The 13,397-nt window shown below is 76.0% G+C and carries 14 protein-coding genes; 6 read left to right on the top strand and 8 right to left on the bottom strand.

What is annotated here, in order from left to right; translation table 11 throughout:
* The first annotated feature begins 69 nt into the window (after positions 1 to 69).
* Entirely contained in the window at positions 70 to 513 is a 444-nt protein-coding gene (locus SM573_RS28365; protein ID WP_474614482.1) for a MarR family winged helix-turn-helix transcriptional regulator, read from the top strand.
* Positions 514 to 634: 121 nt separating this feature from the next.
* Here SM573_RS28365 and SM573_RS28360 read toward each other — a convergent pair whose 3' ends face one another.
* Positions 635 to 1,216 (bottom strand): dihydrofolate reductase family protein, encoded by a 582-nt coding sequence (locus SM573_RS28360; protein WP_474614481.1) that lies wholly within the window; start codon positions 1,214 to 1,216, stop codon positions 635 to 637.
* 99 nt (positions 1,217 to 1,315) lie between these two features.
* Here SM573_RS28360 and SM573_RS28355 point away from each other — a divergent pair, with 99 nt between their 5' ends.
* Positions 1,316 to 2,377 carry a DUF5937 family protein gene (locus SM573_RS28355; protein ID WP_474614480.1) on the top strand — a complete coding sequence of 354 codons (1,062 nt, stop codon included), beginning with the start codon at positions 1,316 to 1,318 and terminating at the stop codon, positions 2,375 to 2,377.
* 22 nt (positions 2,378 to 2,399) lie between these two features.
* On the opposite strand, the gene SM573_RS28350 is transcribed toward SM573_RS28355, so the two are convergent.
* Both SM573_RS28350 and SM573_RS28345 read right to left on the bottom strand, forming a co-directional pair.
* On the bottom strand, positions 2,400 to 3,230 hold the full coding sequence (locus SM573_RS28350; RefSeq protein WP_474617444.1) for an MBL fold metallo-hydrolase: 831 nt from the start codon (positions 3,228 to 3,230) through the stop codon (positions 2,400 to 2,402).
* Entirely contained in the window at positions 3,227 to 3,631 is a 405-nt protein-coding gene (locus tag SM573_RS28345; protein WP_474617443.1) for a thioesterase family protein, read from the bottom strand. Before SM573_RS28345 ends, SM573_RS28350 begins: the two co-directional genes overlap by 4 nt.
* Positions 3,632 to 3,862: 231 nt before the next feature.
* Between SM573_RS28345 and SM573_RS28340 the strand changes: the two genes are divergently transcribed.
* On the top strand, positions 3,863 to 4,957 hold the full coding sequence (locus SM573_RS28340) for a phosphatase PAP2 family protein (protein WP_474617442.1): 1,095 nt from the start codon (positions 3,863 to 3,865) through the stop codon (positions 4,955 to 4,957).
* Between the two features lie 15 nt (positions 4,958 to 4,972).
* Here the strand turns inward: SM573_RS28340 and SM573_RS28335 are convergent, their stop codons facing one another.
* The 3 genes from SM573_RS28335 to SM573_RS28325 form a co-directional block, all read right to left on the bottom strand.
* The gene (locus SM573_RS28335) at positions 4,973 to 6,652 is read right to left on the bottom strand and encodes a PH domain-containing protein (protein WP_474617441.1); all 1,680 of its coding nucleotides are present in this window, start codon (positions 6,650 to 6,652) and stop codon (positions 4,973 to 4,975) included.
* Positions 6,653 to 6,680: 28 nt separating this feature from the next.
* Positions 6,681 to 7,211, bottom strand: coding sequence for a PH domain-containing protein (locus tag SM573_RS28330; protein WP_474614508.1), 531 nt, complete (start codon positions 7,209 to 7,211; stop codon positions 6,681 to 6,683).
* A gap of 106 nt (positions 7,212 to 7,317) precedes the next feature.
* Complete coding sequence (locus tag SM573_RS28325; protein WP_474614475.1) at positions 7,318 to 7,548, bottom strand: hypothetical protein; 231 nt, start codon at positions 7,546 to 7,548, stop codon at positions 7,318 to 7,320.
* A gap of 241 nt (positions 7,549 to 7,789) precedes the next feature.
* On the opposite strand from SM573_RS28325, the gene SM573_RS28320 reads away from it, so the two are divergent.
* The 3 genes from SM573_RS28320 to SM573_RS28310 are packed head-to-tail and all read left to right on the top strand — an operon-like array spanning position 7,790 to position 10,802.
* Positions 7,790 to 8,881, top strand: coding sequence for an AAA family ATPase (locus SM573_RS28320; protein WP_474614474.1), 1,092 nt, complete (start codon positions 7,790 to 7,792; stop codon positions 8,879 to 8,881).
* Complete coding sequence (locus SM573_RS28315) at positions 8,860 to 9,855, top strand: DUF58 domain-containing protein (protein ID WP_474617440.1); 996 nt, start codon at positions 8,860 to 8,862, stop codon at positions 9,853 to 9,855. The genes SM573_RS28320 and SM573_RS28315 overlap by 22 nt, the downstream gene beginning before the upstream one ends.
* The gene (locus SM573_RS28310) at positions 9,852 to 10,802 is read left to right on the top strand and encodes a VWA domain-containing protein (RefSeq protein ID WP_474614472.1); all 951 of its coding nucleotides are present in this window, start codon (positions 9,852 to 9,854) and stop codon (positions 10,800 to 10,802) included. Before SM573_RS28315 ends, SM573_RS28310 begins: the two co-directional genes overlap by 4 nt.
* Before the next feature lie 404 nt (positions 10,803 to 11,206).
* Here SM573_RS28310 and SM573_RS28305 read toward each other — a convergent pair whose 3' ends face one another.
* Both SM573_RS28305 and SM573_RS28300 read right to left on the bottom strand, forming a co-directional pair.
* Complete coding sequence (locus tag SM573_RS28305) at positions 11,207 to 12,400, bottom strand: acyltransferase family protein (RefSeq protein WP_474617439.1); 1,194 nt, start codon at positions 12,398 to 12,400, stop codon at positions 11,207 to 11,209.
* Positions 12,397 to 13,314 carry an alpha/beta hydrolase gene (locus tag SM573_RS28300; protein WP_474617438.1) on the bottom strand — a complete coding sequence of 306 codons (918 nt, stop codon included), beginning with the start codon at positions 13,312 to 13,314 and terminating at the stop codon, positions 12,397 to 12,399. The genes SM573_RS28305 and SM573_RS28300 overlap by 4 nt, the downstream gene beginning before the upstream one ends.
* Positions 13,315 to 13,397: the final 83 nt, after the last annotated feature.

The raw sequence follows: 13,397 nt of genomic DNA, 5'->3' as shown, positions 1-13,397 counted from the left end.
CCCGGTCGGACGAACTCCGGTACTTTATCTCTGTAGTCAGAGATGTTGCGCCGTGGCGTGGGGGAGATCATGTCGAGCGACGGTGTGGTGCGGCTCGGCGCGCTGGTGGGCGACCTGCACCGGTTGCTGCGCCGGTCGGCGACCCGGCGGGCCAACCGCACCGAGCTGCCCGACGCCCAGGTGGAGCTGATGCTGCTCGTCCGGGCGCACCCCGGGCTCAGCGTCAACGAGGCGGCCGGGCGGCTGCGGACCGCGCCCAACACGGTGAGCACCCTGGTGCGGGCCCTGTCCGAGGCCGGGCTGGTGGAGCGCGAGCGCGATCCGGGGGACGGCCGGGTGGTCAGGCTGCGGCTCACGGACGCCGCGCGGGAGCGGATGGCCGATCACGAACGGCACCGGGTCGCCCTGCTCACCGACGCGCTGGCCCGGCTCGACCCGGCCGGGCGCGACGCGCTGACCGCCGCCGTCCCCCACCTGGAGCGGCTCACCGCCCTGCTCCGCGAGCCAGACTGACCGTCGACGCCTCGCGGCCGCCCTCGGGGCGGCGGGCCGGCTCGGCGCCGCCGGACCCCAGGCCCGACGCGGCGTCGCGGGCCGGGACACGATCGTCCCGACCCGCGACGCACGGCGGCCGTCAGTGGACGACGTCGTAGATCAGCTTGGTGATGCCGTTGGCGTACGTCTCCGACTCCACCAGCTTCAGCATCTGCTTGGGCTTGTCGGTGTCGCTGAACATCCGCTTGCCGGCACCGAGCAGCACCGGGAAGACCAGCAGGTGGTAGCGGTCGATCAGGCCGGCGTCGGAGAGGTTGCGGGCGAGGGTCGCGCTGCCGTGGATGAAGATCGGGCCACCCTCGGTCTCCTTCACCTTCGCGACGTCGTCGAGGGAGCGCAGGATGGTGATGTCGCCCCAGTTGTCGACGAGGGCGTCCGCGCCGAGGCTGGTCGAGACGACGTACTTCGGCAGGTCCTTGAGGGCGGCGAACTCCGCCATGTCCGGCCACACGGGTGAGAACACCTCGTAGCTCCTGCGGCCGAACATGAGGGCGCTGGCCTCCTCCGTCTCCCGGCCCTTCAGCTCGTACGCCTCGGGCAGGATCTGGATGTCCTTGTAGGTCCAACCGCCGCTGCGGTGGTTCTCGGAGGCGGTGCCGCCGCCGGGCGAGTCGACCACGCCGTCCAGCGAGACGAAGGCCGTGTAGATCAAGGTACGCATCTTCGAAGTCCTATCCGTGTCCGGTGGGTGTCCTCAGTTTTCGGCAACACGGCGGCCGAAGCCAGGATTAGGATCTGACCTAATCGGAGGGGGCGCCCGGTGATCCACCTGCACTTCACGGCGGCCGACCTCACCCGCGTACGCTTCGCCGCGTCGCCCCTCATGGAGACCGTCGCGAGCCTGCGCACGCTCGCCGCCGGCGGCCAGCGGGGGCACCTGCACCGGCCCTGGATCGACAGGTTCGCCGAGCGGGCGGGTCGGCTGCGCGAGACCGATCTGGACCTGCTTCGGGCGCTCGTGCGGCCGGAGGGCTACATCCCCGACTTCCTGGTGCCGCCGCCGGACCGGCGCTCCTCGACGTTCGCGGACGCGCTCGCCCAGGTCGCCGCCGCCGAGCCGGACACCGTGGCGCGGGAGCTGGCGCACCTGGCGGCCCACCGGGTCGCCCAGCGGCAACCGGGTCGCGAAGGACGGCTCGCCCTGCTCCAGGCGCTGGTGGACCGGCCCGACGCGGGAGTCGGGCCCGTCACGGACGCACTCGAGGCGTACCACCGGCTGGTGATCGCCCCGGACTGGCCGCGCATCGACGCGTTACTCAACGACGACATCGCCTACCGGCTGGAGGCGCTGGCCGACGGCGGTGTCGACCGGATGATGAGCGACCTGCACCCCTCTGTCACGTTCACCGGCCAGACGCTGACGATCGCCAAGTACTACGACGGCGACGCCGACTGCGGCGGTCGCGGCCTGCTCCTCGTGCCGTGCGCCTTCGCCTGGCCGGACGTCCTGGTGCGGACCACGCGGCCCGAGACGCCCAGCGTCTCCTACTCGCCCCGCGGCCTCGGCCGGCTCTGGGAGACGCACGCCGAGCAGCGCGGCTCGGCGCTCGTCGGCGTCCTCGGGCAGACCCGCGCCGCCCTGCTGGCCCAGCTCGACCTGCCGATGTCGACCAGTCAGGTCGCCACCCAGATGGCGCTCTCCGCGCCGACGGTCAGCGTGCACCTCCAGGCGCTGCGCGCCGCCGCGCTGCTCACCTCGCGTCGGGCGGGCCGGCAGGTGCTCTACTCGCGGACCGAGCTCGGCGACCGGCTGCTCACCGAGGCCGGCCGGCGGCCCGCGACGGAGCGGCCGGCGCCCGGCCTCTCCCTGCAGCCGAGGTGAAGCCCGGCCGCGGCGGGGCGTCTCAGGCCGCCGGGTCCAGCTCGGCGTAGCCGCGGCGGATCGCCGTCCGCGCGGCCCCGGGGTCGAGCGCGGCGTCGGCGGCGAGCCGGTCCGGCGCGACGCCGGCCTCGTGCCCGGCGCGGATGAGCGCTGCCAGCTCCGCCAGCTGCCCGTGCTGGGCCCGGACGAACCCCACGCCCACCGGCCGCCCGTGCCCCGGCACCACCACCGTCGCGGGGGTGGCCAGCCCGAGCAGGTCGGCGACCGCGTCCGGCCAACGCAGCGGGTACGCGTCCTCGAACGCGGGCGGCCCGCTCTCCTCCACCAGGTCGCCGGCGACCAGCACGTCGGCGTCGGGCACGTGCACCACGAGATCGGCGTCGGTGTGCCCGGGCCCGGGGTGGCGCAGCAGCACCCGGCGGCCGCCCACGTCGAGCACCGTCTGGGTGCGTACGGCGTGGGTCGGCGCCAGCAGCGCGGTGTCGGCCAGCCCGGGGGCGAGCGCCGGCCAGTGGGCGGTCACCTCGGCGTACGCCTCCCGCCGCAGCCGGTCGGGCTGCTCCCGCATCGCCGCGACGACCCGCTCGTGCGCGTAGACCGGACGGGGCGGGTCCGCGGCGAGGACCGCGTTGCCGAAGCAGTGGTCGAAGTGGCGATGGGTGTTGACGATCGTCCACGGGGCGCGGGTGACCACCCGCACGGCGGCGGCCAGCTCGACGGCCTGCCCCGCCGTGGAGAGCGTGTCCACCAGCAGCGCGGCGCCGTCGCCGACGACGAGGGTGACGTTGACGTCGAGCAGCGGCTCGGTGAGCACGTGCACCCGGTCGGCGACCTCGACGAACCGAAGGCTCATGCGGTGCCGAGGGCCCGATCCACGAAGCGCTGCCGGTCGACGAGCATCCGCTCCACCCGCCCGTCGGCCGCGGTCTGCTCGCCGTCGATGACGCGGACCTCGAACAACAGCCGCCGCCCGTCGACCTCGGCCAGCCGGGCCCGGGCCCGGACCGTGCGCCCCACCGGCGTGGCGGCCCGGTGGTCCAGCTCCACCCGGATCCCCACCGTGGTCATGCCGGCCGGCAGGGCCGGCGTGGTGGCGGCCACCGTCGCCGCCTCGGCCAGCGCCAGTACGCGGGGCGTGCCCAGGACCGGCACGTCCCCCGATCCGATCGCCTGCGCGGTGTCGGCGTCGGTGACGGTCAGCTCCACCTCGGCGGTCAGCCCGGGCGTGAGGGCGGGCTCCGGCTGCTCCTGCATGGCCCACAGCCTAGGTGCCGGGCCGCCCGCCGGTCATGCCGGTCCGACGCCGGCCGCCCCGCCCGCCACGCCCCGCGGCCGTGCGCGGTGTGACCTCGGCGGCGCACCACCCGGCGCGCCCGCGCGGCGTCCGCCGACCCGCCGGCCACGCCGCCCCGGGATGATCGGTGGCGCCGACGCGCTGGTGGCTGGCGTCGGTCGCTGACCGGACCGCCGCTAACCTTGACCGCGATGGCCGTCGTGACTGACCCCCAGCCCCCCGCCCGGACCGACCCGCCCGCGTCGCCCGACGGCGGGCGTCGCCGTCTGGTCGCCATGTCGATCTGGGGGGTGGCCTTCGTCGCCGGCTGGCTCCTGATCGGGCTGCCCACCGACCCGGCGTACGCGTTCCTCTGGATCTGGGCGGCGACGATCGCCTGGAACTCGTCGCGACCCTGGCGCAGCCACCTGCGCTTCGCCCGCGACTGGGTGCCGGTGGTGCTGCTGTTCGCGGTCTACAACCTCTCCCGAGGGTTCGCCGACAACGGCGCCGTCCCGCACGCGTACGAGCTGGTCGTCGCCGACCGGTTCATGTTCGGGTGGGCGACCGGTGGGCAGGTCCCCACTGTCTGGCTCCAGCAGCACCTCTACCGGCCCGAGGTGCAGTGGTGGGACGTGCTGGTCAGCTGGGTCTACTTCTCGCACTTCGTGGTGGCGCTCGCCGCCGCCGCGGTGCTCTGGTTGCGCAACCGGGCCCGCTGGGGCGCGTACATGCGGCGCTGGGGCTTCCTCTGCGCCGCCGGCCTGGCCACCTACTTCCTCTACCCGGCCGCCCCGCCCTGGTGGGCCGCCCAGTACGGGCTCATCGAGGAGGTGGCCCGGATCTCCACCCGAGGGTGGAAGGAGTTCGGCATGCACGGCGCGGGCAACCTGCTCAACGCCGGGCAGATCGCCTCGAACCCGGTGGCCGCGATGCCCTCGCTGCACACCGCCTGGGCGCTCTTCGTGGTCCTGTTCTTCCTGCGCGCCACCCGCAGACGCTGGTGGCCGCTGCTGCTGGCCTACCCGCTGGCGATGACGTTCACCCTGGTCTACTCCGGCGAGCACTACGTGATCGACGTACTGGTCGGCTGGGCGTACGTCGGGGTGACCTTCCTGGTGGTCGGCCTGGCCGAGCGCTGGTGGGCGGCCCGCCGGGCCCGTCGCGGCCCCGCCGGCGAACCCGCCCACGACGACGACCCGGACCCGACGGCCGACTCGGGCGCGACCGGCGGCGCGGTATCGGCGGGGGACCCGGCCGACGCCACGACGCCCGCCACCGACCCGGCGGTACCCGCCCGCCGCTGACCGTCCGCGACCGGGTCAGGCGGCGTGCCGCGCCGCATGCGTCCGCGTGATCAGCTCGGCGGCCATGGCCCACGCCTCGCCGACGTCGCGGGCCTCCGCGACCGCACCCGAACCGCCCGCGGTGTCGACGTGCACGGTGGCGAGCCCGAGCCGTCGCTGCACCGGCCCCTGCACGACCCGCACGCTCTGGATCCGCGCGTAGGGCACGATCGTGAGCTGCCGGGTGAGCAGCCCGGACCGGACGGCCACCACCTGCTCGTGCAGCCCGGCGCCGAGGGCGCGGCGTCGCAGCGGGTGCAGCCAGCGCGCCCGGGGCGGTGGCGGGGTGAGCGGGAGGCCGGTGAGCCGCACGCCGGGCAGGACCTCGGCCATGATCCGCTCGGCGGTGGGCAGGTCACCGACCGGCAGCAGCCGGTCCGGGCGGTTGCGCTCGTCGGCCTCGCCGACCGAGTAGCCGGCCACCTCCAGGCGCAGCCGGAGCCACCCCTTCATCCGCCAGAGCAGCGGCCAGGTGGCCCGTACGGTCTGCACCCGGTGCAGCGGGACCGTCTGCGCCCGCGTCTCCAGCAGGCCGTTGCGCACCCGCAGCATGCCGTCGTCGAGGGCGAGCCGGAAGTTCCAGTCGTCGAGGACGCGCCGCACCGGTTGCAGCACCACGCCGGCCATCGCGGTGAGGGTGCTCGCCACGGCGATGAACGACCAGGTGCCCTCGGAGAGGAACTGCGCCACCACGAAGGCCACCCCGAACGGCAGCAGGAACGCCTGCGGGGTGAGCAGTTGGCTGACCAGCAGATCCTCGTTGCGTACGGCGTGCAGCGCCCGGCCGGGCGGCACCGCGGCCGGCGCGAGCGCCGGCCCGGCCTCCGCGCCCGGCGCGGTGCCGGGCCCGGCGGGTGGCGGCGCGGCGGCCGGTTGGCCGGCCCGGCCGGCCAGGGCCAGCAGCCGCTGCCGCAGCGCGGTCGCGTCGGCGACGCTGAGGTACGCCAGCGGCGCCTCGGTCTTGCCCCCGCCGACGACCTCCAGACGCAGCTCGGCCAGGCCGGTGAGCTGGGCGAGCAGCGGCCGGACCACCTCGACGGCCTGCAACCGCTCCAACGGGATGGCGCGGGTGCGCCGCCAGAGCAGTCCCTCGTGCACCCGCAGCTCGCGGCCCACCACGTGGTAGCCGGTGTTGTACCAGCTGATGATCGACAGCACGGTGGCGCCGAGGGCCAGCACGACCACCATCGCGGCGAACCAGCCGAAGCCCACCCGGGACAGGGTCGACCAGGACAGCCCGGCGATCACCACGACCAGCGACTTGGCGCCGTGCAGCGCGGGGCTCAGCGGGTGCAGCCGTTGCCGGGGCTCGACCGGCTCCCAGCCGGGCGGGCCGGGCCGCACGTACGGGCCCGGGCCGGGCGGGTAGGGCCCCGGATACCAGGGCGGGCCGGCCTGCGGCGGCGGGCCCGCCGGCGGCGGATACGGCGGCGGGCCGGGATACGGCGCGCCGGGGTGCGGCGCGCCCCCGGGGTACGGCGGCGGGCCCGGGTAGGGCGGAGTCTGCGGCGGCGGGTGCGGCGGCGCGCCCGGATGTGGCGGTGTGGCGGCCGGCGGCGGATACGGCGGCGCGCCCGGATGCGGGGGGGTGGCGGGCGGCAGCTCGGGGGGCGGTGCGGACGGGCTGGTCCCCGGCTCCGCCGGGCCGTCGCTCATCGGGCCGGCTCCCCGGACGGATCGGCGGTCACAGCCCCTCCGCCCGATCCTCGCCGAGCGCGGTGAGCCGGTCGCGCAGCCGGGACGCCTCGGCCGGCCGGAGCCCCGGCACCCGGGCGTCACTCGCCGCCGCGGCGGTGTGCAGCTGCACGGTGGCCAGGTCGAAGGCGCGTTCCAGCGGCCCGGCGCTCACGTCGACGAACTGCATCCGGGCGTACGGGACGATGGAGAGCCGCCGGACCAGCAGCCCGTGCCGGACGAGCAGGTCGTCCTCCCGCTCGGCGTACCCCCAGGCGCGGACGGCGCGCACGATCGCGGCGCTGCGCGCGGCGGCCAGCAGCAGGACGACCGCGAGCGCGAGCCCGAACAGCCAGTGCCCGCTGACCGCCCAGCCGATCGCCACGCCGAGCACGACGACTGCCACCACGGCGGCCAGCCGGAGCAGCTCGACCCAGATCAGGTCCCGGGAGATCGGCTGCCAGCGGACGGTCGCCGGCCAGGGCTCCAGGGGCCCGGCCGGCGGGGGAGTCGGCACAGGTGGCGGGGGAGTGCCCGGCACGGGCGGCGGCGGGGTGGTGCCCGGCGCCGGTGACGGGGGCGGTCCGGCGGTGGCCGAGGGCCGGTCGGGTTCCGCTGCGCTCACCGGCTCGTTCCGTTCTGCGCGCTCACGCTTCGAGCGTAGGCGATCCGGACAGTGGAGCGACCTCACGCAGGAAGCCGCGAGCGTCGAGAAAGTCGCCGAGGGTCGGGCGGTGCGCGTCGCACGCCAGCCACGTCTTGCGTCGGTCCGGGTCGTGCAGCCGCGGGTTGTTCCACCGCAGCGACCAGGCCGCGGGTGCGCGGCACCCCTTCGCCGAGCAGATCAGCGGCGCGTCCGCGGGGGAGGGGAGGCTCATCCGGGCCAGTCTAGGGCGCGGGGACGAGGGGGAGATGAGCGCCGGGCGGCCACGGGGGGAGCCGCCCGGCGACGGGTGAATCGTACACGCGGCAGGCCCGTTCCTGTCCACCCCGCTCGGGCGATCCGGTCGGCGGGGACGGCGTGGCGAAAATCGGCTTCTCCCCACCTCGGTACTCAGCCGGGCATGCGAGTCTTGATACGCACCACGCCGCGACAACCGATCATGCTGTGGAGGACCGGTGGCCCAGCCGACCACGCCCGACGCCCCGACGCCCAACGGGGCGGCACCGCAGACGCCCGCGCCGGTGACCACCCCGGCCGAGGACGCGACCCTGCTGGAACGGGCGCTGTTCGAGATCAAGCGGGTGATCGTCGGGCAGGACCGGATGGTGGAGCGGATGGTCGTCGCGCTCCTCGCCCGCGGCCACTGCCTGCTCGAAGGGGTGCCCGGCGTGGCGAAGACCCTCGCCGTGGAGACCCTCGCGAAGGTCGTGGGCGGCTCGTTCGCGCGCGTGCAGTTCACGCCGGACCTGGTGCCCGCCGACATCATGGGCACCCGCATCTACCGGCAGTCGAGCGAGAAGTTCGACGTCGAGCTCGGCCCGGTGTTCGTGAACTTCCTGCTCGCCGACGAGATCAACCGGGCACCGGCCAAGGTGCAGTCGGCGCTGCTGGAGGTGATGAGCGAGCGGCAGGTCTCGATCGGCGGGGAGACCCACCGGGTGCCCGACCCGTTCCTCGTGATGGCCACCCAGAACCCGATCGAGCAGGAGGGCGTCTACCCGCTGCCGGAGGCGCAGCGCGACCGGTTCCTCATGAAGATCGTCGTGGGCTATCCCACGGACGCCGAGGAGCGGGAGATCGTCTACCGGATGGGCGTGGCCGCGCCCGAACCGTCGCCCGTGTTCAGCACGGCCGACCTCGTCGCACTGCAGCGCAAGGCGGACGAGGTCTTCGTGCACAACGCCCTGGTCGACTACGCGGTGCGGCTGGTGCTCGCCACCCGCGCGCCGGCCGAGCACGGCATGCCGGACGTCGCCCAGCTGATCCAGTACGGCGCGAGCCCCCGCGCCTCGCTGGGCCTGGTCCGCGCCACCCGGGCGCTGGCGCTGCTGCGCGGCCGGGACTACGCGCTGCCGCAGGACGTGCAGGACATCGCCCCGGACATCCTGCGGCACCGGCTGGTGCTCAGCTACGACGCGCTCGCCGACGACGTGCCGGCCGACCACATCGTGCACCGGGTGATGTCCACGATCCCGCTGCCCTCGGTCGCGCCCCGGCAACAGGCGACGCCCACGCCGGTCGCCGGATGGCCCGGGCCGCGCCCGTGACCTCAGCCACCCCTCGACCCGCCCCCGCCGACCGGTCCGAGGCCGTCCTGTCCCGCCTCCAGCTGATGGTCACCCGGAAGCTGGACGGGTTGCTCCAGGGCGACTACGCCGGGTTGCTGCCCGGGCCGGGCAGCGAGGCGGGGGAGTCCCGCGAGTACCGCCCCGGCGACGACGTGCGCCGCATGGACTGGCCGGTGACCGCGCGGACCACCACCCCGCACGTGCGGCGCACGATCGCCGACCGGGAGCTGGAGACGTGGCTCGCGGTGGACCTGTCGGCGAGCCTCGACTTCGGCACGGGGCGGTGGCTCAAGCGTGACGTGGTGGTGGCCGCCGCCGCGGCCCTCACCCACCTCACCGTGCGCGGGGGCAACCGGGTCGGCGCGGTCATCGGCACGGGCGGCGCGCTGCCGCCCGCCGGCCGGCGCCGGGGCGTCCCGCCGGTGGCGGGGCCTGGTGTGCTGACCCGGCTGCCCGCCCGCTCCGGGCGGCGGGAGGCCCAGGGGTTGCTCCGCGCGATCGCCGGCACCGAGCTGCGTCCCGGCCGCGGTGACCTCGGCGCCCTCGTCGAGATGCTCAACCGGCCACCCCGCCGGCGCGGGGTGGCGGTGGTCATCTCCGACTTCCTCGCCCCGCCCGAGCAGTGGGCGCGGCCGCTTCGCAAGCTGCGGGTACGCCACGACGTGCTGGCCGTGGAGGTGGTCGACCCGCGCGAGCTGGAGCTGCCCGACGTGGGCGTGCTGCCGGTGGTCGACCCGGAGACCGGCGAGCTGCACGAGGTGCAGACCGCCGACCCGCGGCTGCGCCACCGGTACGCCGAGGCGGCCGCCGCCCAGCGTGCGGAGATCTCCGCGGCGCTGCGCGGCGCGGGCGCCGCGCACCTGCGTCTGCGTACCGACCGAGACTGGCTGCTGGACATGGTGCGCTTCGTGGCCGCGCAGCGGCACACGCGCACCCGGGGGACGACACGATGATCCGTTTTCTGCAACCGTGGTGGCTGCTGGCCGTGCTGCCGGTGCTCGCCCTGGCCGCGTTCTACGTCTGGCGGCAGCTCCACCGCCGGGCGTACGCGATGCGCTTCACCAACGTGGAGCTGCTGCGCACGCTGGCCCCCAAGGGGCTCGGCTGGCGGCGGCACGCGCCGGCGACCGCGTTCCTGCTCTGCCTGCTGGTGCTCGCCACGGGCCTGGCCCGCCCGGCCGTGGACACCAAGGAGCCGCTGGAGCGGGCCACGATCATGCTCGCGATCGACGTGTCGCTCTCGATGCAGGCCGACGACGTGGCGCCGAACCGGCTGGAGGCGGCGCAGGAGGCGGCGAAGCAGTTCGTCGCGGAGCTGCCCGAGAGCTACAACCTGGGGCTGGTCTCGTTCGCCAAGTCGGCGAACGTGCTGGTGCCGCCGTCGAAGGACCGGGCGGCGGTGACCAGCGGGATCGACGGGCTGGTGCTGGCCGAGGCGACCGCCACCGGGGAGGCGGTGTTCACCTGCCTGGAGGCGATCCGGTCGGTGCCCGCCGACGGCGCCGCCGGGATCCCGCCGGCGCGGATCGTGCTGCTCTCCGACGGCTACCGCACCGCCGGCCGCTCCGTGGAGGAGGCGGCCGCCGCGGCGCAGGCGGCGAACGTCCCGGTCTCCACCATCGCGTTCGGCACGGATGCCGGGCAGGTGGACATCGGCGGGCAGCTGCAACGCGTACCGGTGGACCGGATGGCCCTGGCCGAGCTCGCCGAGACGACCGAGGGCTTCTTCTACGAGGCGGCCACGGTGAGCGAGCTGAAGCAGGTCTACCAGGACATGGGCAGCTCGATCGGGTTCCGGACGGAAGCGCGGGAGATCACCCAGTGGTACGCCGGGGTGGCTCTGCTGCTCGCGCTCTGCGCCGGGGCGCTGAGCCTGCTCTGGTCGTCCCGGATGCTGTGACGGGCCGGCCGCCCTCGCGGTCGGCCGGGACGGTGCGTCTCGGCCGGCCGCGAGGGCGGCAGGTCGGTGGCCGGCGGGACCGACGGCGGCCGGCGGGATCGTGATCCGGCGGCCGGCGACGGTCAGTGACCGGCGAGGACGAAGAGAACGGCCACCCAGACGGCGGCGAGGGTGAACCCCAGCGGGGCGACGTAGCGGCTCATGGACGGCTCCGAGTGGCGACTGGACGGCCCGTGGGCAGGACGGACCGCGGGGTGGATCAGGACGCACACACGAAAGTCGTGACCGGGCGGCTCCCGGAGCGCTCGGGACGAGCGCGGCACACACCACGACCCCCGGCCGGAAGCCGGGGGCGGGATCGCGCGGGAGCGGAGCTGGGTCAGCTCACCTGCTGGAGCCGTGGCTCAGCGGGGCTGACGATCGGCCCGGCCACGACTGGGAGGATCGCTATCTCGCACAGCGATCACCTCCTGCAGTCGGCGGGGCTCGGAACGACCAACATCGTACACCGGGGCCCCGGATCGCTCGCACGCGGCGGGCCCGCTTGGACGCCGGTGCACCAGCGCCGCCAGGACCAGTGCGAACAGCGGCAGCCAGCCGGCGCGGGCCAGCAGCCAGCCGGGGTCGTGCGGCGCGGTGTGCAGGCCGGGCAGCGGGCCGCCCGCGTGCACGGCGAGCGCCGTCACCCCGACGAGCACCGGCTGGTGGCAGAGGTAGATGCGCAGCGCGTCCCGGTTGACGACGCCGACCGCCCGGGCGGGGCCCGGCCGCCGCGCGAGCCGTGCCAGCGCCGGGCGCGCGAGCAGGCCCAGCCCGACCTGGGTCGCCGCCAGGGCGACCGCGAGCAGCGACGGCGGGTTCAGGTTGGACATCGCCGCTCCGGGCACCCCGACGGCGCTGGCCGGATAGCCGGTCGCGACCAGGACGGCGAGGGCCGCCGCGCCACCGACCGCCAGCACGGCCGCGGGGCGCCGCCCGACGAGCCGGCCGTCGGCGTGGGCCGCCCCGAGCAGGTAGGGCACCGCCCAGGCGGCCAGCAGGCGGATCGGCAGCAGCCCGTCCGCCTCCGGCAGCAACCGGGCGACCAGGTCCGCCCCGGCGACCACCGCCGCCGCCGGCGCCACGCACCACCACGGGCCGAAGCGGCGTACGGCCGCGCGCAGCGGACCCGTCAACGCCACCAGGGCGCAGAGCGGCAGCAGGAACCACAGCGGGCTCACGGCCAGGGTCAGCGCGACGGCGAGCGTGCCGTCCGGGGTGCCCGCCACCGTCGCCACCAGCAGCACGGCGGCGCCGCTACCGAGCAGCGCGACAGCCGGCAGGACCAGCCGACCCAGGCGGCGGGCCAGCCAGCCGCCGGGACCACCGCCGTACCGGGCGGCCGAGCGGGCCGAGGCGTACCCGGCGGTGAAGAAGAACAGCCCGAGCGTCTGCAACAGCCAGGTGACCGGCGCCAGGGCGGGCATCGCGGCGAGTGGGCTGGCCTGGTCGAGCGACCCGTCGGGCGCGAGCACCAGCCCGGTCACCAACCAGTGCCCGAGCACCACACCGGCCACCGCGTACGCCCGCAGCGCGTCGACCGGCCAGTCCCGGGTCACCGGGCCACCCCGGTGCCGGCCGGCGCGACGGCCGGGTCGGCGGTCCCGGTGAGCACGAGCGACGCGACGGCGGCCAGCGTCACGCTGCCCGCAACGAGGTAGCCGTCGTGCCCGTGCACGCCGGCCACCGGCAGGGCGCGTGCCCCGAAGGCGGGATCGGCGGGGCGCCGGCCGTGGCCGAGGCCCGGCAGCCGCACCTGCGGCACCCGGCGGATCCAGTCGTCCGGCGCCTCCGCCGCCCACGCCCGGCGTGCCGGGCCGAGCGCCGATGCCCGGTCGACCCCCGTCCCGATCCCGCCGAGCGCCACCACGTCGGTCACCTGCGCCGGCGCCCCGGTCGCGGCGAGGCCGGTGACCAGCGAGCCGTAGCTGTGCCCGACGAGGGTCACCGTCGCCGACGGGCGGTGCGCCGCGAGGACCCACAGCGTCCCGCGCAGCGCGGCGGCGCCCCGGCGGGCGTCGGCCGTCCCGGCGGCGGTGAGGAGACCGTCCGGCGCGTCGTAGCCGAGCCAGACCAGCACGGCCACCCGCGCCCGCGGGTCCGCGGCCCGCAGCGCCGCGTACAGCGCGCGGGCCTGCACCGCCGGGGCGCGCCGGGCCACCCCACCCAGCCCGCGGTCGAAGTCGCGCAACGTGCTCGCCACGCCGGGCACCAGCACCACGATCCGGTCGGCCGTGGCGAGGTCGCCCAGCACCTCCACCGCGCGGCCGTCGCCGCGCGGGTCGAACAGCAGGAACCGACGGCCCCGGGCGGCCCAGTCCGCGTACGGCGGGCCGGCCGCGCGCATCGCCGCCGCCGTGACCGGGTACGCCTCGACGAACCCGGCCGCCGGGGGTTCGGGGCGGCCGGGCAGGACCAGTCCGGCGCCCAGCAGCACGGCCAGGCTCGCCCGGGTGGCACCTCTCCAGCGCATCGCGTCCTCCCTTCCGGATCTCCGGTGGGAGAGCGTGCGACGCGCACCCGGGTGCGGGCGTCACACCGGGGAGTGATCTGGGC

The organism is Micromonospora xinjiangensis (assembly GCF_056150165.1).
This window is presented reverse-complemented; position numbering and strand designations above follow the sequence as displayed.